The sequence below is a fragment of the Bradyrhizobium sp. JYMT SZCCT0428 genome, from assembly GCF_018131075.1.
GTDB lineage: Bacteria > Pseudomonadota > Alphaproteobacteria > Rhizobiales > Xanthobacteraceae > Bradyrhizobium.
In genome coordinates this window covers 1-24,954 of the sequence record NZ_JAFCLS010000016.1, presented here as the reverse complement: position 1 = coordinate 24,954, position 24,954 = coordinate 1, and the positions used below count along the sequence as shown (strand labels likewise).

The following is a 24,954-nucleotide window of genomic DNA, read 5'->3' as shown; positions in this document are numbered from 1 at the left end:
ACGACCTTGCGCTGGATGAGAAGGACCGCGCCCTAAGCGTTGCCCGGGTACCACAGTGTGTCCGGAAAACGCCGATTTTCCGAAGCCAGAACAAGGGATTCCCGCCAAACCGTAATTGTACGGTGGAACCCCATGCTAGGTTGTGCCCGGACAGCGCCAGAGAGCGCTGGGGGTAGTGGGGTTTGGGCGTGGCTTTTCGATCGGCATCCGGCGTGGAAAAACGGCTGCGGCAGCGCTTGGTTGCGCCGCTGTTTGGCATTGGCCTGGCGTTCGCGGCGGTGCCGGCGGCTCACGCGCAATCCACCTGGGGCGGCCCCGCCAACACGTCGGACTACAACGACAACAACAACTGGACCCCCACTGGCGCGCCCATTTCTGGCGGCCAGTCGGCCGTTTTCGACGCGACGGGATCTAGCACGGTCAATGTAACCTTCGGGCCGATCACCCCCGATTCCTGGACCTTCAATGCCAATTCGAAATCGTTTTCGATCAGCGGCGGGGATGTAACCTTCACCGGCGGCGGCAGCATCTTCAACGTCGCCAATGCCGGCCAGACTATCGGCATCTCCAATATCATCGGCGGCGCGGGCATTAACGTGGTGCAGGCCGGATCGAGCACGCTTCAACTGTCCGGTGCCAACACCTATAGCGGTTTCACGGTGATCGGGGCCGGCACCGTGCAGGTTTCCAACGCCAGCGCGCTCGGCACCAGCACGGTGCTCATGGGCGGCGGCACGTTGCAGGCCGTAGGCAATCTGACCATCGCCAACAATTTTCTCGTCAACAGCGCGGGCGGCACCATCGACGTGAACTCCAGCGAACTGACGCTCTCTGGCATCATTAACGACATTGCCGCATTGCCCGTGTTGAACGTTATCAGTTCCGGTGGTCCTGGCACCCTGGTGCTGACGAACGCCAACGTGATCGCCGGCACGCTGAACGTGACCGGAGCTACGGTGAGAGCGACCACCGCCGGTTCGGTCGGCAACGCGACGGTAGCGCTCAGCAATGCCACGTTCCAGGCCGGAGCTGCCGACCTGATCTTCAACAATGACTTCAAACTCAATGCCGGTGGCGGCACCATCGACGCCAACGGCTTCGTCGGGGCCAGCTTCAGCCTCGCGATTGCGGGCAACATCAGCGGTGCGGGCGAGTTGCGGATTACGGATTCGACCAACACGGCCGGCACCGTGGTGCTGCTGTCCGGCATCAACAACACCTATACCGGCGGAACGGTGGTGACCAACACCACGCTGCAGGTCACCAACAACAGTTCGGTCGGCACCGGAACGGTCACGCTCGACAACGCGGTGTTCCAGCCCGATGGTCTCGGCGGTAACCTGACCTTCAACAACAATTTCAGGATCAACAACTCCGCCGCTGGCAGTGCGATCGACGCCAACGGCACCACACTGACCATTGCCGGCAACATTTCCGACGGCATCGGCGCCGGCAAGCTGACGGTGCTGGACTCGCTCGGCGGCGGCAAGGTCGTGCTGCTCGGCAACAACACCTATACCGGCGGCACAGAAATCTCCTGCAATTGCGGGTCATTGCAGCTTGGCGACGCCACGCATACGGCGTCGCTCGTTGGCGATATCACCAACTTCGGGCGCCTCGATGTCGTCAACGCCAACATGTCCGGTGTTACCTCGCTAACCAATGACGGTGGACTTACGAGTTTTCTCAATGCCACCTCCGCCGGCAGCATGACCATCAACAACATCAACTTTGGCCAGCTCGCCTTCGGTACTTTCGGCGGGACCGATACCGCCACGGCGGGTAGTGCGACCATCAACAACGACAACAGTGTCGTGGGCTTCTTCGCGAATTCCAACGCCGGCACCGCGAAGATCAACAACCTGAATGGTGCCCAGCTGCTATTCGTTGAACAGGCTTCCGCCGGATCTGCGACCATCACCAACGTCAACTTCGGCACCACGTCGTTCGGTCAGGCCCCCGGTGGACCGGATGCGCCAACCGCCGGCAATGCCACGATCATCAACAATAACTTCGGCTTGACGGAGTTCAACGCATTCTCCACCGCGGCCAACGCCACCATCATCACCAACAACGGCGGCGCTACCGGTTTCTTCGACAACAGCACCGCCGGCAACGCCAAGATCATCACCAATGACGGCGGCACCACCAGCTTCTTCGACAACGCCAACGGCGGCACCGCGCAGTTCATCACCAACGGCACCGGCTCTGTCGAATTCGGCGGCAGCCTTGGCCCGAACGGTGATGACCGCATCACGGTGGGCTCGCTTGCCGGTTCCGGCAATTACTATATCGGTGGCGGCAATACCCTGGTCGTCGGTGGAAACAACCTCTCCACCGAGGTGACCGGTGTGATTGCCGATGATTGCGGCTGCTTTCCGGGTCCCGGCTCGCTGGAGAAGGTCGGCACCGGAAATCTGATCCTGTCCGGCATCAATACGTACACCGGCAGCACGACGGTGAACGGCGGCATACTCACCGTCAACGGTTCGATCGTCTCGTCGAGCGGCGTGACCGTCAACGCCGGTGGCACGCTCGGCGGCAACGGCATCGTCAGCAGCACCACCATCAACGGCGGCACGCTGGCACCGGGCAATTCGGTCGGCCTGCTCACGGTGCAGGGCAGTCTCGCATTCACCGCCGCGGCCAGTTACCTAATCGAGGTCTCGGGTGCCACCGCCGACCGCACCAATGTGACGGCTGCCGCGGCGCTCGGCGGCGCCACCGTCACTGCGAGCTTCGGGCCGGGCAATGTGGTCAAGCAATACATCATCCTCAACGCCGCAGGCGGCGTTGGCGGCACGTTCAATCCGGTGGTCGGCACCAACGCGCCGAACTTCAAACCCACCCTGAGCTACGACGCCAACAATGTTTATCTCAACCTCGCGCTCAGTTTCACTAACGGTCTCAGCCGAACCAGCAGAACGTCGCCAACGCGTTGACGAATGCCTTCAATTCCGGCGGCGGCGTTCCGGTCGCGGTCGGATCCCTGACGCCCGCGGGCCTGACGCAAATTTCAGGCGAAGTCGCGACCGGCTCGCAGCAGGCGACCTTCGATGCGATGAACATCTTCCTCGGCCTGTTGACCGATCCCTTCATCGCCGGCCGCAACGGCGGCGCCAGCGTCGGTGGCGGCAGCGCAACGCCGTTGGCGGGCGAGAGCGGTTCATACGCCTACGCCGCGAAGCGGCAGGGCACGGCGCGCGACGCCTTCGCCAAATTCCCGACCAAGGCCGATGTCGCGCGCAACGATTTGTTCGATCAGCGCTGGAGCGTGTGGGGTTCGGCCTTTGGCGGCGGCAGCAACAGCGACGGCAGCGCCAATGTCGGATCGAACAACGCCGCGGTGCGCGCGTTCGGTCTCGCCGCCGGCGCGGACTACCGGATCTCGCCATCGACGCTGGTCGGCTTTGCGCTGTCCGGCGGCGGCACCAATTTCAGCGTCAATGGCTCGGGCTACGGGCGGTCGGACCTGTTCCAGGCCGGCGCCTTCGTGCGCCACACTGTCGGTGCGGCCTATGTCACCGCCGCGGCGGTCTATGGCTGGCAGGATGTGACGACGGATCGCACCGTCACTGTGGCCGGAGTCGACCGCCTGCGCGCCGAGTTCAACGCCAACGCCTGGTCGGGGCGCGTCGAAGGCGGCTACCGCTACGTCACGCCATGGATGGGCATCACGCCCTATGCCGCCGGCCAGTTCACCACCTATCAATTGCCGGCCTATGCCGAACAGGTGCTGTCGGGTTCGAATGCCTTTGCGCTGAACTATGCGGCCAAGGATGTCACCACGGGTCGCAGCGAACTTGGCGTCCGGCTCGACCGCTCCTTTGCGATGCAGAACGCGGTCCTCACGCTGCGCGGCCGCGCCGCCTGGGCACATAACTTCAATACCGACCGCAGCATCACGGCGCTGTTCCAGTCGGTGCCCGGTGCCACCTTCCTGGTCAGCGGCGCGGCGCAGGCGCCGAAAACCGCGCTGACCACGGCCTCCGCCGAAATGAAATGGCTGAGCGGCTGGTCCGCCGCAGCCACCTTCGAGGGCGAATTCTCCGACATCACCCGCTCCTATGCCGGCAAGGGCGTCATCCGCTCCAGCTGGTGACACCGCCTGTTTTCGTTCTTCCCTTCGGCGACCGGCTGTGGGAGGAAAAGATAACGAAAAACAGGAGAGGACGCCGATGCGCGCAGCAATCTTCCGGAACGGTGAGATCGTCGTCGACCAGATGCCGGAGCCCAAGCCGGGCCCCGGCATGGTGCTGGTCAAATCATTGGCTTGCGGCATTTGCGGCTCCGACCTGCACGCGCGCAAGCACGCCCACCGCATGGTTGAACTTGCAAAACATTTTCCCGGCCGCAAGCCGATGGACCTTTCGCGTGACGTCGTGTTCGGCCACGAATTCTGCTGCGAAATTCTCGACTACGGTCCGGGCACCACGCGAAAACTCAAGGCCGGCACCAGGGTGTGCTCGCTGCCGGCGCTGCTGACCGCGGAAGGCCCGCAGGGCATCGGCTACTCCAACGACAATGTCGGCGCCTATGCCGAGCGCATGCTGCTCAGCGAAGCGCTGCTGCTGGAAGTCCCGAATGGCTTGGCGGCCGAGCATGCGGCGCTGACCGAGCCGCTGGCGGTTGGCGTTCACGCGGTTGCGAAAGCCAATATCAGCGGCAACGAAGTGCCGCTGGTGATCGGCTGCGGCCCGGTCGGGCTCGCCGTCATCGCCGCACTCAAGATCAGGGGATTGCACCCGATCGTGGCGGCGGATTATTCGCCGGCGCGCCGGGCGCTGGCCGAAAAGCTCGGCGCCGACATCGTCGTGGACCCTGCGCGCACGCAGCCTTATACGACCTGGGCGGAGCACGCCGCGATGTCACCGGAGGAAAAGGCCGCGCGGCCGCCGCTGCAGGCCCTGTTGCCGGCGCTGAAGCCCGCGCTGATCTTCGAATGCGTCGGCATCCCCGGCGTGATCCAGCAGGTGTTCGAAGGCGCGCCGCGCGATGCGCGCATCGTCGTGGTCGGCGTCTGCATGGAGACCGACCGCTCCGAACCAATGCTCGGCATCCTCAAGGAGCTCAACGTCCAGTATGTGCTCGGCTACACGCCGGATGAATTCGCCTATTCCTTGCGCCTGATCGCGGAAGGCGAGGTCGATGCGGCCTCGCTGGTGACCGCAAGCGTCGGCATCGACGGCGTCGCGCAGGCGTTCGCGGATCTGGCCAATCCGGAGCGGCACACCAAGATCATCGTGGAGCCGTGGCGGTAGATCGTCGTCCCGGACAAGCGAAGCGCGATCCGGGACCCATACGCCGCGGCAGTAGTTGTTGAGCACAATGGTCGACGGCTATCTTTCAACAACAGATGACCGGGATTATGGGTCCCGGCGTTCGCCGGGACGACGACGTCGAAATATCCATGTGCTAGGCAGGGCCGATGAACACCACACCAGCCCAGCCAAAGCCTCCCGTCGGTGCGATCGCCGCCGCCATCGTCCTCGGCATCGTCATTCTCCTGCTATGGGGCCTGCAACTGGTGACCGTGGCCAGTCTCGGCCAGAGCGATGCGGCGGGCAATGGCCTCGCGCAGGCCTATGCGGCGATCCAGATGATCGTGCTGTGGCTGCTGCTGATGGTCCTGACGATTCTCGCAAGCGCCACAGGGGCAGCGCCCCGGGCCTCCAAATTTGCCGCGCTGGTCATCGTTCCGGCCTCGGGTCTCGTGGCGGCGGCCGCTACTGATCTGCTCGCGCGCCCTTTCGTTTCACCGTTCTTGTGGCCAATCGTTATTCCGGCGCTGGTGCCGCCGCTGATCGTTGTGTGGGCTCTGTTCACGCTGTCGGCCGCGTCGTTGCGCGCAGGCACCGTTCGGATCGTCGGTGGGGTCCTGCTGGCGGCGATCGTGGCCGTCTGCGTCTCGATCTGGCCGCTGTCGCAGATGCGCAAGGCGGTGGACGATCAGGAGGCCGTGCGGCTGCAAAAGTACGATGCCGATCTCGCGCGCCTAGCCGCCAATGCGCCGCTGTGGGACTGGACGCCGTTCCTCGAGACGCGTGACGGGACCAAGCAACAGAAGGTGCTCGACAGCATTGATCAGCGCCAGGTCCAGGCCGAGGCGATGCTTGAGCGTGGTGACTTTCCGCTTCGCTATCTCGCCTTCTTCGATCTCGATCCGACGCCGGCGCTGTGTGCGAAAGCCCGCGCGCTGCTCGGCAAGCGCGCTGAATCGCTGGTGCTGAGCAGCGCCAAGCCCCAACCCTATGCCGCGATCGCCGACCAGGTATCCGGTGCGCTCGCCGCGATGGGCTGGCTGGTCGGATATGGCTGTTCCTGCGATGCGGAATCGAAGGCGTGGGAAACCATGGCGCAGGCGTATACCGATCCCAGCTATGACGTTCACCGCCTGGCCGAGCTTCGTGACCCCAAACAACTGGGACGAACTGCGCGGGAGCGCCCGGAGCGCTTCTCGATGTTGAACGCGCAGTCGCATTTGCGGGGATGGCTCAGGTTTGTCGACGAGGCGGGCCTGCAGGCGCAGGCGCTGGCCGGCGCCCGCCAGGTGAGCAGCCGCACCGCCGACGCGGTTGAAATTCTGCGCGACAAATACGACGAGGAAAGCCGCTGGAAACTGCAGCGCTTCCTCGTCAGGCTCGACCTCGAGGCGACGCAGCCTTTGTGCATGAATGCGCTCAGCGAGTTGCACGACCAGTTTGCAAAAATCTACCGCCCGGCGCCGACCGACGAGCCGCGGCCCTATTCCGAACTGCTGCAACGGCTGGGGACCAGCGAGCAGTTGCCCAATCTGATATGGCTGGCGCGGCATGGCTGCGCCGCCGGGCCCGAGCTGGATGACGCGATCACGCTGGTCAACGCATATCAGGACTCGGCCGATCGGGCGAAGATGCTGGCGACACTGATCGCGCTTCGATCGGCGCGTTAGCGTCGTGGCCGCCGGGCGTGTAGAGTGACAAAAAACCAGTCGCAAGGGGAGACGAGCAAATGATCACACTAACCGCAAAAGACGTCCTGCCGGAAGACGGCGCTAATGGCACGCTGGTGGGGCGGGTCTGGATGCCAGATCTGGCAGGCCCGGCCGTGGTCGCAGTCCGCAGCGACGGCGTCTTCGATGTCAGTGCACGGTTCTCCACCGTCAGTGCGCTGTGCGAGGAGGCCAACCCCGCGAACGCGCTGCGCGGCACCGCGGGCACGCGGATCGGCGATCTCGAAAGCATCGTCGCCAACACGCCGCCCGATCGGCGTGACCGGGCAAAACCCTGGCTGCTGGCGCCGCTCGACCTGCAGGTCCTGAAAGCCGCGGGCGTCACGTTCGCAATCTCGATGCTGGAGCGCGTGATCGAGGAGCGGGCGCGCGGCAATCCGGCCTCGGCGGACGCGATCCGCAAGGAAGTGGTGCGGCTGGTCGGCGACGACCTTTCAAAGCTCAAGCCCGGATCGGGCGAAGCGATGAAGCTGAAGTCGGTGCTGATCGAGCAGAACGCCTGGAGCCAGTATCTGGAAGTCGGCATCGGTCCGGACGCCGAAGTGTTCACCAAGGCGCCGACGATGTCTTCCGTCGGCACCGGCATGGACGCCGGCCTGCATCCGAAATCGACCTGGAACAATCCGGAGCCGGAAGTCGTGCTCGTGGTGTCGAGCCGCGGCGCGATTGTCGGCGCGATGCTCGGCAACGACGTCAATCTGCGCGACTTCGAGGGGCGCTCGGCGCTGCTGTTGTCGAAGGCCAAGGACAACAACGCCTCCTGCGCCGTCGGCCCGCTGCTGCGGCTGTTCGACAATGGTTTTTCGCTCGACGACGTCAGGAAGATGGATGTCGGGCTGACCGTGAAGGGGCAGGACGGTTTTGTCCTCGACGGCCATTCCTCGATCAGCAAGATCAGCCGCGACCCCACCGACCTCGTAGCGCAGACCATCGGACCGGTGCATCAATATCCCGATGGTTTTGCGCTGTTCCTCGGCACGATGTTCGCGCCCGTGAAAGACCGCGATGCGCCGGGCGAGGGCTTTACCCACAAGCGCGACGACATCGTCACGATTTCGGCGCCGCAACTCGGAAAGCTCGTGAACCGCATGCGCACCAGCGACGAGTGCGAGCCCTGGACGTTCGGCATCGGCGAACTGATGCGGAACCTGGCGAAGCGGAAGGTGCTGTAGCGTTGCTTCGTAGGGTGGGCAAAGCGCCTTGTCTCGCCGTAGCTCGAAGAGCGAAGGCGGAAAGCGTAACCCACCAACTTGCTTCCCATGGCGGTGGGTTACGGCTTCGCCTAACCCGCCCTACAATCGTCGCCCGTGGTTACGGCATCACGAGCGTAATCACACCGTCCTCGACGACCCCGTCCTTGATGCCGTCGCGCGCCATCGATTCGATAACAGGCCATTTCTCGCGGAACAGAACCGATGCCTCCTGCATGCTTGGCGCGTCGACTTTGACGCAACAGGCCCGCCGTTCACCGTCATTCGCGATCTGAAAAAAGAAACTGTAGCCACCCGGTTCCCCATCGCCATTCATCCGATTTCGTTCATGTCGCATTCAGTTGTCCCCTGATTTGCGTCGATCGGGGACCAGTTGCGTTTTCAATTTGGATTTTCCTGCGGCGCGATTGTGTCGCCGGAAATTTTCGCCGCGCCTGTTGCAAACATAAGACAATTGGAACCAGCGCAGCTCTGCGAACTGCTCATCTCGTTGGCAGATGCCCAGCGGACTAGCGCCACATCCCGCGCATGCGTGCACCGACGTCAATGCGCGGACCATTGCTTGCGGGCCGGGAGGCGGCTCCCGTCACTGCAATTGGCCAGGTCGTCTTGTCGAACAAGGCGAGCAGGGAAGCGGGAATGAAACGGGTTCTCGAGGCATAGACGTGGCGGTCGCCCTTCGCGTGCTGCCCGTGCGTGAAGAAACGCTGCGGGACGACAAGATGCAGATCGTCCTTGGCCCTGGTCATGGCGACGTAAAGCAGCCGTCGTTCTTCTTCGATCTCGGCCGTCGTTCCGGTACCAAGGTCCGAGGGCATGCACCCATCGACCACATTGAGCACGTACACCGACTTCCACTCCTGGCCCTTGGCGGAATGGATCGTCGACAGGATCAAATAGTCCTCGTCGAGCAGGGGAACGCCGGCCTGGTCGCTGGTGGCGTCGGGCGGATCGAGCGTCAGTTCGGTGAGGAAGCGTTCGCGGGAAGCATATCCGCTCGCAATCTGTTCGAGCTGGATGAGGTCGGCCCGGCGGGTTTCGGCATCCTCGTGAATGCGGTCGAGGTGCGGCTCGTACCACGAACGCGCGCGTTCGAGGTCGGCCGGCCAGGTTGAATGACGCAGGTCCGCAAGGACGGCGGTGAATGCTTTCCAGTCCTCGCCGGCGCGCGGCGGGATCGGTGCCCGGGCAAGGGCTGCCATCGGATCGGGATCATTGGCCATGTGATCGAGCACGCGCTGCGCCGAGGCGGGGCCGACGCCCGGAATCAGGTGCATCAGCCGGAAGCCGGCCACCCGGTCGCGCGGGTTCTCGACGAAGCGCAGCAGCGCCAGCATGTCCTTGACGTGAGCGGCATCGAGGAATTTCAAACCGCCAAACTTGACGAACGGGATGTTGCGCCGGGTCAACTCGACTTCCAGCGGACCGCTATGGCTGGATGTCCGGAACAGGACGGCCTGCTCCTTCAGCCGCGCGCCGGACTCCCGGTTCTCCAGAACGCGTTCCACGATGCAGCGCGCCTGGTCGGCTTCGTCGCGCACCGTGACAAGCTGAGGCTTCGTGCCAGAGCTCCGGTCGGTCCAGAGATTCTTGGTGAAGCGCTCGCGGGCCAGATCGATCACGCCGTTGGCCGCGGCCAGGATGGCCTGTGTCGACCGATAGTTTCGGTCAAGCGTGATGATGCTGGCCGGTGGCGAGAATTGCGTCGGGAAGTCGAGGATGTTGCGCACCGTCGCCGCGCGGAATGAATAGATCGCCTGCGCATCGTCGCCGACGACGGTGAGGCCGTGGCCGCCGGGCTTGAGTGCCAACAGAATGGATGACTGCAGACGGTTGGTGTCCTGATATTCATCGACCAGGACATGGTCGAAGCGGCCGCCGATATCGTCGGCGATTTCAGGCTCGTTCATGGCCTGCGCCCAGTAGAGCAGCAGGTCGTCATAATCGAGCACGTTCTGGCGCTGTTTGGCCTCGACATAACCGGCGAACAATTCTTTCAGCTCAGTCGCCCATCCGGCGCACCAGGGGAACGATGCCCCCAAAACCTGCTCGATCGGCGCCTCGGCGTTGACGCATCGCGAGTAGATCGCAAGACACGTACCCTTGGTCGGGAAACGGTCTTCGGTCCTGGAGAAGCCAAGATCATGCCGGACCAGATTCATGAGGTCGGCGGAGTCTTCGCGGTCGTGGATCGTGAAGGCGGGGTTGAGGCCGATCTGGTCGGAGTATTCACGAAGCAGACGCGCGCCGATGCCGTGGAAGGTGCCTGCCCAGGCCAGGGCATCGGTCATCACGCCGGCATTGCCACCCATCACCTTCCGCGCGATCCGTTCAACGCGCCTGGTCATTTCGGACGCGGCGCGGCGTGAAAACGTCATGAGAAGAATGCGGCGGGGGTCGGCACCGCTGACGATCAGATGGGCTACGCGATGCGCAAGCGTGTTGGTCTTGCCGGATCCGGCTCCGGCAATCACCAGCAAGGGCGCAACAGGGCCCGGTCCGATCGCACCATGCTCGACCGCACGGCGCTGTTCCGGATTGAGATTGTCGAGATAGGCAGCGGCAATTGACACGGATGGTTCGTCCCCAGGGGCGAATCAACGGTCACTGATTCTCGCTTTGTTCGCAATGATCCGTCGCCACTGCCAGGAAGGAACTCAGCAAGTTCCCGGGCGTTTGAATGGGATATGTACTCATTCCGCAGAGGTGACGACTGCTTCAACGTGCATCGATTCTCGTCCCTGGCCAGACCATCTGGAAAAAGGGCGAAGCAAGCCGGGTGGCGGTGCTGAACGACGCGGCCGAATATTTCGCGGCCCTGCGGGACGTGCTGCTCCGCGCGGAGCGGCAGGTCTATATCGTCGGCTGGGATATTCACAGCGAGACGGACCTGGTGGGGCCGTCAGGCCGCGCCGAAGATGGATTGCCGGTCAAGCTCGGCGCGTTCCTGAAGGCCTTGCTGCAGAGCAAGCCGGCGCTGCGCATCAACATCCTGACCTGGGACTTCGCGGCGCTATATGCCTCGGAGCGCGAATGGAACTCCGCCAAAAAATTCACGTCCGGATGTGACGGACGGCTTCGCTTTTGCCTGGATGCCTGTCTGCCACTGGGCTCCGCGCAGCATCAGAAGATCGTCGTGGTCGACAATGCGATCGCCTTCGTCGGCGGCCTCGACCTCACGATCCGCAGGTGGGACACCAGCGAGCACCGACTCGATCATCCGTTGCGCAGGGATCCCGACGGCAAGCCTTACCCGCCATTCCACGATGTCCAGTGCATGGTCGAGGGATCGGCGGCTGCCGCGCTCGGCGAAATCGCAATCGCGAGGTGGACGGCGGCCGGCTGCACCAGCGAACCCTTGCTGCCCGTCGCAGGCGATCATTGGCCGGCATCCGTACCGGCGCAGGCGCGGGCGATCACGGCCGGCATCGCGAGAACCGAGCCGAAAACCGAGACCTGCGAGGAAATAGATGAGGTCGCCCGGTTGTTCGAGGCCTCGATCAACGCGGCGAACCGCTTCATCTATATCGAGAACCAGTTCACCAGCGCGAACGAGATCGCGCGCTTGCTGGCGCGGCGGATGGTGGACGTTCCCGGCTTACGTGTTCTCATCGTGACCCCGAAGGGGCATTCGTCATGGTTCGAATCCCAGGCGATGCAGGGCGGCCGGGGAGGCTTCCTCGATCCGTTCATTGCCGCCGGCGTTACCGATCGTCTTCGTATCCTCTATCCGTCGGTCGCCGATGCGAAATCATCCGCGGCAGTGATGGTGCACAGCAAGGTCATGATCGTCGACGACGGCTTTCTCCGTGTCGGCTCCGCCAATATCAACAACCGCTCCATGGGGGCGGATACCGAATGCGACCTGGCGTTCGAGGCGACGTCCGAACGTCACCGTGATTTCATCCGCAGCCAGCGGCGCCGCTTGATCGGGCATTTTTGCGGGCTCGATGAATCTGTCATCGCGGACAATGAGGACGACCTGTTTGGATTTATCGACCGCCATGCGGCGAGTGGCGCGGGCAGGGCACTGGTGCCGATCGATTTCGAACATGCGCCGGCGCTGATCGGCATCGTCCAGCCGATTGCGGATCCCAGGCATCCGCTCAACCTTCAGCGCACCGCGCGGCGGATGTGGAACGGGCGTACCGTGATGGCGGCGGCCGGCACGGCGGTCGCGTTGGCGGGACTGGCCCTTGCCTGGCGCTATACGCCGCTGAGCAGCTACACCGATCTTGGATATGTAGCCTCGCTGATTTCGCAGCACGCGCAATCGGCATTTGCGCCGCTCTATGCGGTTGCGCTGTTCGTGCTGGGCGGGCTGGTGGTATTTCCGGTGATCGTCCTGATTGCCGCGACGGCGGCCGCGTTGGGGCCCTGGATCGGCGCCCTCAGCGCCACAGTCGGGGTCCTCTTGAGCTCACTGCTGTTGTTCATGATCGGCCGTCTCATGGGTCACAAACGCCTTCAGGCGGTACTCGGCGCCCGCGCCTTGCGCGTTCAGAACCGCGTCGCCGGCCGCGGCGTTGTCGCGGTGGCGATGATCAGAATGGTCCCGATCGCTCCCTTTACGCTGGTCAACCTTCTGGCCGGCGCGAGCCAGCTCCGACTGAGCGACTTTCTGATCGGAACCCTGCTTGGAATGGCGCCGGGCATCATCACGATGGCCGCGCTGGGCGCGCAGATCGCAGACTTCGCCAGGAATGCCTCATGGTCGAACATCGTGCCGCTCGGCCTGACCATCGTGCTGTGGATCGCCGTTTGTCTCGCGGTCCAGTTCCTGGTGACCTGGCTGAGCGGTCGGCGAACGTGACGGGTACGCTGCGCGTCATGACATGGAACGTGCACGGCACGTTCAATCTCAATCCCGATTTCGACCTTGAAGGCGTCTGTTCGGTCATTGAGAAATGGTCGCCCGACGTCGTCGCGCTGCAGGAGGTCGACTCGCGAGGGCGTTCTGACGATGTGTTCGGGCGGCTGGCGGACGCGGTCGGCGAGCATCGCGTGGAAGCCCACTCCATCGTCACGCAGGACGGCCACTATGGCCAGGTCCTGCTGAGCCGATGGCCCTTCGCCTGCGAACCTGCAGTGACCGACGTCTCCTATCAGGAGCGGGAACCGCGCCGGGCGATTTCCGCGCGCATCCTTACGCCGATCGGCGAGGTGACTGTGGTGGCGACCCATCTTGGCCTCTCCATGCACGAGCGCTACGCCCAGGCGCAGGCGCTCGCCGCGCTGGTAGATGCGCCTTGGACCATCGTCCTCGGTGACTTCAACGACTGGTTCTGGTTCAGGTCCGTGCGCCGGGCCCTGGCATCGCGATGTCCGGTTCGAACCCGGCTGCGGACGTTCCCGTCGCGACTTCCCATACTGCGTCTCGACCGCATCTACGCCACCCCAAGCGGGACGATCGTGAAGGCGTGGACCGATGACAAGGCAAGAAGTTGTTCCGACCATCTGCCGGTTATTGCGGACATCGCGTTTTCGCATAATAATTTGTGATATCGGTTGAAGGCTCCAACTGCGCGATCGCCGCCATGGACAATTTGCGCATCCGGCCGATGCGGCCGGACGAAATCTCGATAGCCGTCGATTGGGCGGCGGCCGAAGGCTGGAACCCGGGCTTTGCCGACGACGCCTGCTTCGCGTCAGTCGATCCCCAGGGCTTCTTCATCGGCGAGCTCGATGGCGCGCCGGCGGCGACGATCTCCTGTGTCAATTACAGCGATTATTTTTCCTTCCTCGGTTTCTATATCGTGCGCGCTGATCTGCGCGGCCGGGGCCATGGTCTGCAAATATGGAACGCGGCCATCGCGCATGCGGGCCCCCGCGTGATCGGGCTCGACGGCGTGGTGGCGCAGCAGCAAAACTACCGGCGGTCCGCGTTCGAACTGGCTTATGCCAACATCCGTTACGGCGGTACCGTCGCGGCCCCGGCCGCGCCAACCGGCGTCGTCGCGCTGAGAGAAATTCCGATCGCGGCCGTGGAGGCCTACGACGCGACCGTGTTTCCGGCGCCGCGCAGCGCCTTCCTGCGCGCCTGGATCAACGCGCCCGGGCATCGCGGCCGTGCGCTCCTGCGCGATGGCGCGCTTGCCGGATGGGGCGTGATCCGGCCATGCCGGCAGGGCCACAAGATCGGCCCGCTGGTTGCCGACGACCGCGCCACGGCGGAGGTGGTTCTGTCGGCTTTGCTGGCCGATGTGGGTGGCGGCGAGATCTTCCTCGACGTTCCCGCGATCAACCGCGACGCCGTCGCGTTGGCGCAAGAACTCGGGCTCACGCCGGTGTTCGAGACCGCGCGGATGTATACCGGCGCGATCCCGCCGCTGCGGCTGGAGCGGGTGTTCGGGGTCACGACCTTCGAGCTCGGATAGCGGCGCTATTCCGCAGGCGCGAGCTGTCCGCCAGGTCGTGCCGCCGCGGTTTCGCGCACCCGGACCCGGGCGCGGCGCTTGCGCCACCAGATCACGACGCCGGTCACCGACAGCGCCGCAACCACGAGCCCCATGATCGAGATCAGGATGCGGCCGGGCAGTCCGACGATACGGCCGGAATGCAGGGGGAACTGCGCCTGCACGAAGATGTCGGCGGCGGTGCCGACCCATGGCAGTCGCGCGCCGATCGGGCGTCCGTCCTCGCTGTCGTAATAAAGCTGCGCCGGGCCGACGCCGCCGCTGCCATGATCGTCGCCGGGGTGGAAGAAGCCCGCGGCATACACGCCGTGCGCCGGGCCATAGTTGATCGAGCCGACCGGCGTGGTCCAGCCGCGGCTCTTGCCGTCGGCCGCCGCACGCGCGGCGATGTCGGCAAAGCTGACCTTGGGTTCGATCGGATCGTCGAGATGCCGATAAGGACGCTGCTCATAGGGCGTCGGGGTGTAGTCCGACACCGTCTTCATCAACGGCGAGAACACCTCGAAATACAAATTGAGCGAGAACGCCGTGAAGGCAATCACGAACAGCAGCGCCCAGGTCCACAGGCTGAAGGCGCGGTGGATGTCGAAATTGATCCGGTAGGTGCTGCCCGAGGTCTTGATCTTCCAGGCCGGCGCCCAGCGCGCCCAAAAGCCACGGCCGAGCTCGCGCTCGACGGCAGGGGCGCGGCCCGCCCGGGCGCGGCGACGCGACGGCAGCGTCAGATAGAAACCGACGAAGCAATCGATGGTCCAGATGATGGCAATGACGCCGAGCACGCGCATGCCCCAGCGGTCGCTGCCCCAGAACTCCGGAATGTGCATGGTGTAGTGCAGCCTGTAGAGGAACGAGACGAAGTTCTCGCGCGTCACCGGCCACACCGCGCCCCAGTAGCGCCGCCCGAGCTCTACGCCGGTGTTGGGATCGAGGAAGATCTGATTGTAATCGAGGCTGAATCGCTTGCCGGTGGCGGGATCGATCCGCGGCAGCACGAAGAACCACAGCGAGTGGTCTTTTTCCGGCGTCATGAACATGTGGACGACGCGCGCACGGGGATCGCGCTGCTCGATCAGCTTGACGAGATCGATGGAGGGTATAGCCGGACCGCTGCTGGTCACGTCGAACAGCTGCTTGTTGAGCAAATCGTCGATCTCGTGATCCCACGAGATGATCGCGCCGGTGATGCCCGAGAAAAACAGAAAGCCGGCCGTGAGAAGGCCGGCCCAGCGATGCAGTCGTCCGAAGATCGATCTCATGGCGTTCGCCCGTGTTGGGGTTGCCTCACCATCGATAGGTCACCTTGCCGATCGCCTTGCGCCCGCTGCTGCGGCGATTCCACTGTGATCCGCGGGAGTGACGACTGCGCCAGTGCGGCGCCCGCCGGCAGGGCGAGGGCAAATCCGCTGCTGCCCCAAGGCAGATCATCCGTGTCAGTTGACGTCGGGTGACGAAACGCGAGTGGAACTCTCTTGGTGTCACGCTGCGATGTATCCTGAAGCCTGCCGGCTTGGCCGGTACGATTTTTTGAGGCCTCGCTCTAACGCACTCACCCCTGCAGCGCGATGGGTGGTGACTAGAATTGCTCCAGATTGAAAACTTCCAGTTTTAATGCGGGCTAGCGCCCGCGATACTGGCGATCAGCGAGCGTCGTCCCGCCAGATCCGCAAGTGAGACATGTCCAGATCGCCCAAGGCCGTGCGACGTCCGCTCTGCTTCCAGAGTGGACGTCGTCGAAGCCCCGGGCTTTTTGGAAATCGAACAGCCGCCGCTACCTCACCGCGATCGGTGACACCGTCGAGCCGGAGCCGCCCTGAATCTTGAGCGGCTGCATCACGAAGGCGAACTCTCCGACGCCCTTTTGCGCGAGTTCGTCAAGCTTGAGGTTCTCCAGCAGGTGGATGCCGTTCACCACCAGTGCGATCTGGTGCACCGGAAGCGACAATTGCTTGTCGGGGTTGGGCGAGACTTCGACCGGCCAGTTGTCGGCGCCGAGCAGCATCGGGTCCTTGGTGGCGAGCCATAGCGCGGCCGGCACGCCGATGCCGGGGCAGGATTTCACGTAGCGCGGATTGTCCTTGCCGTAGATCTTGCCCCAGCCGGTGTGGATGAGCACCGCGTCGCCGGGCTGCAGCGTCAGATTCTGCTTCTTCAGCGCGCCCTCGAGATCCTCCACGGTGATTTCGTAATTGTCACCCAGCATCTCGACGCCTTTGAAGCCTGCGACGTCGATCAGGACGCCGCGCGTGAACAGCGTGCCTACATTGTGGACGCCGAACTTCTTGAAGCCGTTGCGCTCGGCGTTCTCGTCGACCTTCTGGCAATTGTACCAGCTGTTGAGATGGGTCTGGTGCGCAAAGCCGTCGAACTGCGTGCCGACCTGGCCGAGTTCGGTGACGACGAGCTCTTCGTTCGAACCGCGCATGTTTGAGAACTGGTTCATGAAGGTGCGCTTGGTGTGCACGTCGAAGCGCCGTGTCCCGAAGAACGGCATGCTGGGACCCAGCACGTATGCGAGCTCGATGACCTCGCCGCTCTTGACAGCTTCGCGGCGTTCATCACGGCCGCGGGTTTCTGGTGATTGGCCGAACCGCGCTCGTCGGCCGCGCCCCATTTCGAAGGGCAGCGCTGGCTTTCCGTCGGAACGGTCCAGCTTGGTGCCTGCGCATAGGCGGCGGCGGAAAATGCAAGCGTGATCGCCGCACCCAAAGTGAATGCTTTCATCCCTGTTCCTCCCAAGAGCGGGTGCTCTGGAACGGCACCCCAGGATAGAGTATGCGGGTCCCGTCCGGGCGGTTCAAGGCAGGACAACGTGCCTGGGACGATGTGCCATCCGGACGAGGTAATCCAGGCTACCCAGCAGACCATGCACCGCAGCAACAACATGGCGCTACTTCCGACGAAAAACGCGCTAGATTGAAGTCGCCACGTGCTCGCGATTCGGAGGAGCCATGTCAACACAGCGCCGGCGAGGCTTGCAGGGTGCGGGTCCAGCGAAGCGACCAACCGTCGATAAATATCCTGCTCGGCGATTTCCAATTCAGCATGGAATTCAGCAATTGGAAGAGGAGCTGCACGCCTTCAACGACCGGATCGCAGAATTGGAAGATGAGGGTCACCGCGGTCATGCGATGAACGTGTTGAAGGAAAATGCGATAGATCTTGCGCAACGGATCGACGAGCTTCGCAGCGTGCTGGTCGACCCCACAAAGAGAGGTCGGTCTCCGTAGGCTGCTCCAGGCGATGCCCTCGGGCTCAGTCTCTGATGCCCTCAGGCTCAGTCTCTGACGCCTCAGGCTCAGTCTCTTAGAGCTTTCTCGTGAGCTTTTAGCGCAGTAGCCATCAGTTTCGGCAGGCTCCTGGCATAGGACTCGATGAATGCCGCATCGCCGCACGCTTGAGGGGCGCGGGCGGCCTGCTCGGCGATGCGAGCGGCCTTTGCCTCGCACTTCGCGAAGATGTGCCAGAACCATTCCGGCTTTTTGGCCATCGCATCCTTATGCCTCTTGAGGACTGCGGCCCCAACGGCGCTCATCGCGCTTACCGCACCCGCGCTCAGGGTACTGAGGGCTTGCGCGCTCATGATATCTTCGCGCGCTTGCGCGGGGCCGGCGGTTGCGGTTGCTCGAGCTTTGGTCGGCATGATCGGCTCCTGATGCGCCCCATCGGTTGCACCGAGCATCAGCCCGCGAAGTTGAGGAACACTCAATTTAGATAGGTTGCGAACCGTTTTGGATTTCGCTCCGTTTTATCTATCTTTTTAGATGTTCCCAAGGCTTTGCTTCTAAGAAGGAGGCTTTGCTTCAAAGAAGGCTTTGCTTCAAAGCAGTGCAGGCGCAAGACGCGGACGCGGCCGGTCGCGTCGCCACTTGCGCCGGCAGGCGCTTCATTTTTCCAGCCCTTTCGCGATCTTGCCCTTGATCTTCTTCGCCTCGGCTGGATCGGGCTTGAGCGATAACGCCAGCTCCCAGGATTTGCGCGCCTCGTCCTGGCGTCCCGCCCGCCAGTGCACGTCGCCGAGATGGTCTCTTATCTCGCTGTTGTCCGATTCAAGAGCGGCCGCGCGCTCCAGGACCTTGATCGCCTCCGTGTAATCGCCGAGGCGGTAGTGCGCCCAGCCGAGACTGTCGAGCATATAGCCGTCGTCCGGCCTGAGTTTTACGGCCTTCTCGAGCAGCGCCAGGCCTTCCCTGAGCTTGAGCTTCCGATCGACCCAGTTAAAGCCGAGTTGATTGAGCACGTCGGGTTGATCGGGATCGAGCTCCATCGCCTTGAGAAAATCCGCTTCCGCCTGCGGCCATTTGCCGAGCCGCTCAAAACTCACGCCGCGGTAAAGCCAGTAGGTCCAGTGCGCCTTCTCCGGCTTGCCGGCCAGTTCGATCACCTTGCCGTAATCCCTGATGGCGCGATCGAAATCGCTCTTGCGGCGCCAGGCATCGCCGCGACCGCTATAGGCTCGCATATTTTTCGGATCGAGGCGGATCGCCTCGCTGAAATCCTTGATGGCGAGCTCGTTGTCGCTCTTGCTGGCGTAGACGCTGGCGCGATTGGCATAGGCGGCCGCATCGTTCGGCCTGAGGCGGATCGCCTCGTCGTATTCCTTGATGGCGCGGTCAGGATCGCCCTTGGCGACGAAAACAGCCGCGCGATTGAAGTAGGCAGCCACATATTTCGGGTCGTGGCGGACCGCCTCGCTGTAATCCTCGATGGCGCGATCGTTGTCGCCCTTCTCCCTGTGCATATTGCCGCGATTATAATAGGCAATCACATATTTCGGATCGAGGCGGATGGCCTCGTCGAAATCCTTGATGGCGCGGTCGTTATCGCGCTTGCTGGAGTAGACGACGCCGCGATTGTAATAGGCCTTTGCATCTTTCGGATCGAGACTGATCGCCTCGTCGTACTCCTTGATGGCGCTGTCGTAATCGCCCTTGGTGGTGTGAACCGCCCCGCGATTGAAATAGGCCGGCGCGTATTTCGGATCGAGGCGGATCGCCTCGCTGTAATCCTTGATGGCGCGGTCGTAATCGCCCTTCTCCCTGTAGGCATTGCCGCGATTGAAATAGGCGGCCACAAATTTCGGGTCTAGGCGGACCGCCTCATCGAAATCCCTGATGGCGCGGTCGTTGTCGCCCCTGTGGGAATAGGCGCCTCCGCGATTGTTGTACGACGTCGCATTTTTCGGATCGAGACGGATCGCCTCGGCGAAATCCTTGATGGCGCGGTCGTAGTCGCCCTTTTCGGCGTAGGCGTGTCCGCGATCGTTAAAGTCGTCGGCATTCTTTGGGGTCAACGCCGCTTGCCCCGCTCTCGGCCGCAGCCGCGCCGCCTCGTCGAAATCCTTCCTGGCCCGGGCGGCGTCTCCCTTGTTTTCATAGGCCCGCCCGCGGATCTCATAGGCCAGCGCATATTTCGGATCGAGGCGGATCGCCTCGTCGTACTCCTTGATGGCGCTGATATAATCGCCTTTGAAGAAGTAGGCGCCGCCACGATGCATATGGGCGCTCGCGTCCTTCGGATTGAGGCGGATCGCCTCGCTGTAATCCTTGATGGCGCGGTCGTGATCGCGCTTGCTGGTGTAGGCAAGCCCGCGATTGAAATAGGCCTCCGCAAAATTCGGATCGAGGCGGATCGCCTCGTCGTGATCCCTGATGGCGCGGTCGTTGTCGCCCTTGCCGGAGTAGGCATTGCCGCGATTGCTATAGGCATCCGCCAATTTCGGATCGAGGCGGATCGCCTCGTCGTGATCCCTGATGGCACGGTCGTTGTCGCCCTTGCCATAGTAGGCCTTGCCGCGACCGGTATAGGCAAGCGCATATTTCGGATTGAGGCGGATCGCCTCGTCGTAATCCTTGATGGCGCGGTCGTAGTCGCCCTTCAAGAAGTACGAACGGCCGCGGGCGTTATAGGCACGTTCAACTTTCGGATCGAGGCGGATCGCCTCGTCGTAGTCCTTGATGGCGCGGTCGTTATCAACAGTGCCGTAGGCATAACCGCGATTGACATAGGCGTTGGCGCGGCCTGTCGCGCTCTCTGCCGCACCGCGCGCCAACACTTCCGTGCATCCGGCGATCTTGCGTTCCTGATCGGCGATTTGACCGCAATCCTCCCACGCCTTGTCCGCCGCGCGGGCCGGCGGCGCGAGCAGGGGCAGGAACGCCGGAGCCAGGAAAAGGGTTAAGAAAAGGCAACGCCGAAACGTCTCGTACTCCATCCAAAGCGCCTAGGGGGAGGCGGCGCGGCGCATATTGTCGTCACGGCGTGGATCGCCCCCCGGGCATGCCCAGCATAGCCTGCGATGAGAATGAGCCCGCTTGGTAAGTCTGATCGACGTCTCCTTCGGTTCAAAAGCCGACTTGGCTCGAACGGCCGCTTCTGGCGCAAGGCAGCCGCTTGTTGCTGTTTGCAATTTGGCATCGTTCGGCCGCATTATGCGCGCTTGATGGCTTGCGGGGAACGACGCCCGCAGTGAACCGAAGGGAGGACCGACATGACGGTTTCGGCGGAACGCGCAGTCCTTGCCGGTGGCTGCTTCTGGGGTGTGCAGGATCTGCTGCGCCGCTATCCCGGCGTGATTTCAACCCGGGTGGGCTATACCGGCGGCGAAGTGCCGAATGCGACCTATCGCAACCACGGCAATCACGCCGAAGGCATCGAGATCATCTTCGATCCGAAAGTGATCAGCTATCGCAAGCTGCTGGAGTTCTTTTTCCAGATTCACGATCCGTCAACCTTGAATCGCCAGGGCAACGATCTGGGCCCGAGCTATCGGTCGGCCATCTTCTATACCAATGAGGAGCAGAAGCGGGTTGCGGAAGACACTATCGCCGACGTTGATGCCTCCGGCCTTTGGCCCGGCAAGGTCGTCACCGAGGTGGCGCCCGTCGGTCCGTTCTGGGAAGCGGAGCCCGAGCATCAGGATTATCTGGAGAAATATCCTGACGGCTACACCTGCCACTTCATCCGGCCGGACTGGACGCTGCCGCACCGGGCGGAGAAGGCGGAGCCGGGGGTGAGGGGAGCCGCGTGACCAAAGCCTCCGATCTCCTGGTCGCGGCCCTCGAGAACGAGGGCGTCGAATACATCTTCGCCATTCCCGGCGAGGAGAATCTCGACGTGCTGGATTCGCTGCGGCGCTCGAAGATCAAGCTCGTGCTGACGCGGCACGAGCAGGCCGCCGGATTTATGGCGGCCACTTATGGCCGGCTTACCGGACGGGCGGGCGTCTGCCTGACGACGCTCGGTCCCGGCGCGCTCAACCTGACGACATCCGCGGCCTACGCGCATCTCGGCGCGATGCCGATGGTGATGCTGACAGGACAGAAGGCGATCCGGAGCAGCCGCCAGGCGCGCTTTCAGATCGTCGATATCGTCGCAACCATGCGGCCGCTGACCAAGATGGCGACGCAGATCGTGTCAGCACAGAGTATTCCGACCCTGGTTCGCGACGCCTTCCGCGTCGCGCAGCAGGAGCGGCCGGGCCCGGTGCATCTCGAACTGCCCGAGGACATCGCTGCCGATGAAGCCACCGCCGATATGATTCCGCCGCACACCGTCGAGCTGCCGGTGGCGCCGTCAGCGGCGATCGATCGCGCCGCGGCCATGATCATCGCCGCCAAAAAGCCGCTCGTGATGCTGGGCGCCGCGGCGAGCCGCCCGCTGCTGGCCGAGCCGCTGTCGGCGTTCGTGCGCCGATGCAAGATTCCGTTCTTCAATACCCAGATGGGCAAGGGCGCCGTCAATGCCGGCTCCAATCTCTATATGGGCACCGCTGCGCTGTCGGAACGCGATTGGGTGCACGAGGCCATCGACCAGGCCGACCTGATCATTTCGATCGGCCATGACACCGTCGAGAAGCCGCCGTTCCTGATGGGCCATGACGGACCGCAGGTGATCCATGTCGGCGTCACGCCGGCGACGGTGGAGCAGGTCTACTTCCCGCAGGCCGAGATCGTCGGCGACATCGGCGCCGGCCTTGCCGCGCTGGCCGATCGCCTCGAAGGCAAGCTGCCCAACGGTCAGGCATTGCTGGGCCTGCGCGAAGGCATTCTCGCCCATCTCGCCGAGCGCTCGACCGAGGACCGATTTCCGCTGACGCCGCAGCGCATCGTGCACGACGTCCGCTCCGTCATCCCGCCGGACGGCATCGTGGCCCTCGACAACGGCATGTACAAGATCTGGTTCGCCCGCAACTATCGCACCAGCGTCGCCAACACGCTGCTGCTCGACAACGCACTGGCGACCATGGGGGCGGGGCTGCCTTCGGCGATCGCAGCGGCGCTGCTCTATCCCAAGCGGCGCGTGCTCGCGGTCTGCGGCGACGGCGGCTTCATGATGAATTCGCAGGAGCTGGAAACGGCGGTGCGCCTCAAGCTGAACCTCGTCGTGCTGATCCTGGAGGATCGCGCCTACGGCATGATCCGCTGGAAACAGCAAGTCGATGAATTTCCCGACTTCGGCCTCGAGTTCGGTAATCCTGATTTCGTCGCCTATGCCAAGTCCTACGGCGCCAAGGGCGCGCGCGTCGGCAAGGTCTCGGAGCTCTCGACGATGCTGGAATCTGCTTTCAGCGAAGGCGGCGTGCATCTGGTCGTGGTTCCCGTCGACTACAGCGAGAACATGCGCGTGCTGGTCGAGGAGCTGCACTCGGTAGCTAAGGCGGTGTGAAAGCGCCTGGGTCGGGTTCTCGATCACCTTGGAAAGGAAAAGAACGGCGCTGCCGGCGCTCGCGGAAGGGCTTCCTTTGGGCAAAGCGGACGTTCACCGAAACATAAGGTCTGCTAAGTGCCCATCAATGGAAGTCGCCATCTCATTCGATCACCTCGTCGGCAAATGCCAGTAGACCCTTCGGAACGCTTATATCAAGTGCTCTTGCCGTGTTCAGGTTGATGCCGAGGTTATACTTGGCAGGTTGTTCCACAGGGAGGTTCTCCGGTTTATCGCCGCGCAGGATACGGGAAACGAAATAGGCTGCTCGGCGATAGGAGCCCATAATGTTTGGTCCGTAGGAAACAAGCCCCCCGACTTTGGGAAATGAATCCGCAAAACTTATTGTCGCGAGCTTGTTCTGCAACGCAAGTTCCGCGATTTGACTTCCGGCTATATCAAACAGAGGATTGCTTGTGAGTGCGATGGCCTGCGCCCTCGCTGCAATAGCTGCGGCAAAGGCATTCCTGAAGTCGCTCTCCCCGCGAACTCCTAACGCCTCAACGGTAAGCTGCAGTTCTTTCGCCGCTGCTTCCGTTGGCTTCAGCGAGAGGCCAGCTGTAGGGTCCGCTACATTGTAGAACGCCGCGACCCGCTCGAGTCCAGGGATGAGCAGCTTTAGCAATTCAAGCCGTTTTGCACTCGCCTCTGCCGTTAAAATGCTAATGCCGGTGATGTTGCCGCCGGGACTTGCTAGGCTTTGAACCAATCCCGCCCCAACCAGATCACCGGTGAGACAGACGATTGGGAGCGTGCTTGTTGCAGCCTTAGCTGTTCTCCCGGCGACTGCCCCGGACGCAAAGATCAAATCGATCTTTTGCGAAATGAAATTGGAGACCGACTTTGACACTTCCTCCGGCGAAGCCGCGCTGGCTGGGCTGCCAAGGATGATGATTGTTTCGCCTTCGACGAAGCCGAACTCGCGCAAACCATCCTTGAATACGTTGATCGCAGTCTGATTGAGCGATCCGATAATCGCGATTTTCGCTATGGCTTTTGATTGGGCAATCGCAGCAATCGGCCAAATAGCCGTTGCGGTGACAAGGCTCATGAACTCCCGCCGCCTCATTTGAACACCTCGTCGCCGATAGCGAAAACAGTGCTTATGGTGCAGGTAGGCCGTGCTCAATTCCACGCGCAATTGAAGCGGAAAAAGCAATTGGAGACAAGCACCCCGACGTCCGAAGGGTCAAAGCTGCGCTAGGGGAACGTCCGCTGCTCGCGCAAAGCGGATGCGCCGGCGATCGGCGACAGCCGCCAATTCTGCAAGCGCGACAAAACAACGCGACGGGCAAATCAGTTCTGATTTACGGAATTCGTGTCAAGCCCCAAGATAAAAAACATTTCTGTTTACCAGAATGGCAAATCAGGTGCATACATTCGGCCATCCCGTCCTGGTCAGAAGGGCGTCGGCCGTCGTCACGGACGTTGGGCGGGTTGCGGTGGACGCTGGTTTACGCCTCGACGACGGCGTGGATCAGCGTACGGCAAAACCGTGTGGTCCTGGCGCCCGTTGCAGGCGTCAAGTTGTCGGAGAAGCGCAAGCGGAAACGGCAGCGACGGAGTCAACCAAGAACTCGTCTCCGGGGAGATCACGGCATAAGCCGTAAAGCCATTGCGCAGGGGAGGCCGG

Annotated in this window: 17 protein-coding genes; 11 read left to right on the top strand and 6 right to left on the bottom strand. The window is 62.9% G+C overall.

Going from position 1 to position 24,954, the window contains the following annotated elements; genetic code table 11:
• Window positions 1-188 precede the first annotated feature (188 nt).
• The 5 genes from JQ575_RS44680 (at window position 189) to JQ575_RS17955 (ending at window position 8,163) form a co-directional block, all read left to right on the top strand.
• Window positions 189-2,942, top strand: a complete 2,754-nt coding sequence (locus JQ575_RS44680) for an autotransporter-associated beta strand repeat-containing protein (RefSeq protein ID WP_312015960.1) — start codon at window positions 189-191, stop codon at window positions 2,940-2,942.
• On the top strand, window positions 2,939-4,102 hold the full coding sequence (locus JQ575_RS44675) for an autotransporter outer membrane beta-barrel domain-containing protein (RefSeq protein WP_249166727.1): 1,164 nt from the start codon (window positions 2,939-2,941) through the stop codon (window positions 4,100-4,102). Before JQ575_RS44680 ends, JQ575_RS44675 begins: the two co-directional genes overlap by 4 nt.
• Before the next feature lie 76 nt (window positions 4,103-4,178).
• A complete protein-coding gene (locus tag JQ575_RS17965) occupies window positions 4,179-5,261 on the top strand; it encodes a zinc-binding dehydrogenase (protein ID WP_212034555.1) in 1,083 nt (360 codons plus the stop codon).
• A gap of 167 nt (window positions 5,262-5,428) precedes the next feature.
• Entirely contained in the window at window positions 5,429-6,931 is a 1,503-nt protein-coding gene (locus JQ575_RS17960; protein ID WP_212034554.1) for a hypothetical protein, read from the top strand.
• Between the two features lie 59 nt (window positions 6,932-6,990).
• Window positions 6,991-8,163, top strand: a complete 1,173-nt coding sequence (locus tag JQ575_RS17955) for a fumarylacetoacetate hydrolase family protein (RefSeq protein WP_212034553.1) — start codon at window positions 6,991-6,993, stop codon at window positions 8,161-8,163.
• Window positions 8,164-8,711: 548 nt separating this feature from the next.
• Here JQ575_RS17955 and JQ575_RS17950 read toward each other — a convergent pair.
• A complete protein-coding gene (locus JQ575_RS17950) occupies window positions 8,712-10,775 on the bottom strand; it encodes an ATP-dependent helicase (RefSeq protein WP_212034552.1) in 2,064 nt (687 codons plus the stop codon).
• Window positions 10,776-10,981: 206 nt separating this feature from the next.
• Here JQ575_RS17950 and JQ575_RS17945 point away from each other — a divergent pair, with 206 nt between their 5' ends.
• Genes JQ575_RS17945 through JQ575_RS17935 form a run of 3 tightly spaced genes read left to right on the top strand, consistent with a single transcriptional unit; the run spans window position 10,982 to window position 14,579 of the window.
• Entirely contained in the window at window positions 10,982-13,015 is a 2,034-nt protein-coding gene (locus tag JQ575_RS17945; protein WP_212034551.1) for a VTT domain-containing protein, read from the top strand.
• Window positions 13,012-13,704: an endonuclease/exonuclease/phosphatase family protein gene (locus tag JQ575_RS17940; RefSeq protein WP_312015959.1), complete on the top strand. Its 693-nt coding sequence runs from the start codon at window positions 13,012-13,014 to the stop codon at window positions 13,702-13,704. The genes JQ575_RS17945 and JQ575_RS17940 overlap by 4 nt, the downstream gene beginning before the upstream one ends.
• Window positions 13,705-13,739: 35 nt before the next feature.
• Window positions 13,740-14,579 (top strand): GNAT family N-acetyltransferase, encoded by an 840-nt coding sequence (locus JQ575_RS17935; RefSeq protein WP_212034549.1) that lies wholly within the window; start codon window positions 13,740-13,742, stop codon window positions 14,577-14,579.
• Between the two features lie 5 nt (window positions 14,580-14,584).
• On the opposite strand, the gene fsrB is transcribed toward JQ575_RS17935, so the two are convergent.
• Together fsrB and JQ575_RS17925 are read right to left on the bottom strand one after the other, a co-directional pair.
• Window positions 14,585-15,874: a siderophore utilization protein FsrB gene (gene fsrB / locus JQ575_RS17930; protein ID WP_212034548.1), complete on the bottom strand. Its 1,290-nt coding sequence runs from the start codon at window positions 15,872-15,874 to the stop codon at window positions 14,585-14,587.
• A gap of 512 nt (window positions 15,875-16,386) precedes the next feature.
• Window positions 16,387-17,229: a cyclase family protein gene (locus JQ575_RS17925; protein WP_283842625.1), complete on the bottom strand. Its 843-nt coding sequence runs from the start codon at window positions 17,227-17,229 to the stop codon at window positions 16,387-16,389.
• Between the two features lie 337 nt (window positions 17,230-17,566).
• Here JQ575_RS17925 and JQ575_RS17920 point away from each other — a divergent pair, with 337 nt between their 5' ends.
• Window positions 17,567-17,845 (top strand): hypothetical protein, encoded by a 279-nt coding sequence (locus tag JQ575_RS17920; RefSeq protein ID WP_212034546.1) that lies wholly within the window; start codon window positions 17,567-17,569, stop codon window positions 17,843-17,845.
• A 68-nt stretch (window positions 17,846-17,913) separates the two neighbouring features.
• Here JQ575_RS17920 and JQ575_RS17915 read toward each other — a convergent pair whose 3' ends face one another.
• Complete coding sequence (locus tag JQ575_RS17915; protein ID WP_212034545.1) at window positions 17,914-18,258, bottom strand: hypothetical protein; 345 nt, start codon at window positions 18,256-18,258, stop codon at window positions 17,914-17,916.
• Window positions 18,259-18,501: 243 nt separating this feature from the next.
• Window positions 18,502-20,829, bottom strand: a complete 2,328-nt coding sequence (locus JQ575_RS17910) for a tetratricopeptide repeat protein (RefSeq protein ID WP_212034544.1) — start codon at window positions 20,827-20,829, stop codon at window positions 18,502-18,504.
• 276 nt (window positions 20,830-21,105) lie between these two features.
• On the opposite strand from JQ575_RS17910, the gene msrA reads away from it, so the two are divergent.
• Window positions 21,106-21,645 carry a peptide-methionine (S)-S-oxide reductase MsrA gene (msrA, locus tag JQ575_RS17905; protein ID WP_212034543.1) on the top strand — a complete coding sequence of 180 codons (540 nt, stop codon included), beginning with the start codon at window positions 21,106-21,108 and terminating at the stop codon, window positions 21,643-21,645.
• The gene (locus JQ575_RS17900) at window positions 21,642-23,282 is read left to right on the top strand and encodes an acetolactate synthase large subunit (protein ID WP_212034542.1); all 1,641 of its coding nucleotides are present in this window, start codon (window positions 21,642-21,644) and stop codon (window positions 23,280-23,282) included. Before msrA ends, JQ575_RS17900 begins: the two co-directional genes overlap by 4 nt.
• A 142-nt stretch (window positions 23,283-23,424) precedes the next feature.
• Here JQ575_RS17900 and JQ575_RS17895 read toward each other — a convergent pair whose 3' ends face one another.
• On the bottom strand, window positions 23,425-24,372 hold the full coding sequence (locus JQ575_RS17895) for an ABC transporter substrate-binding protein (RefSeq protein WP_212034541.1): 948 nt from the start codon (window positions 24,370-24,372) through the stop codon (window positions 23,425-23,427).
• Between the last annotated feature and the right edge of the window lie 582 nt (window positions 24,373-24,954).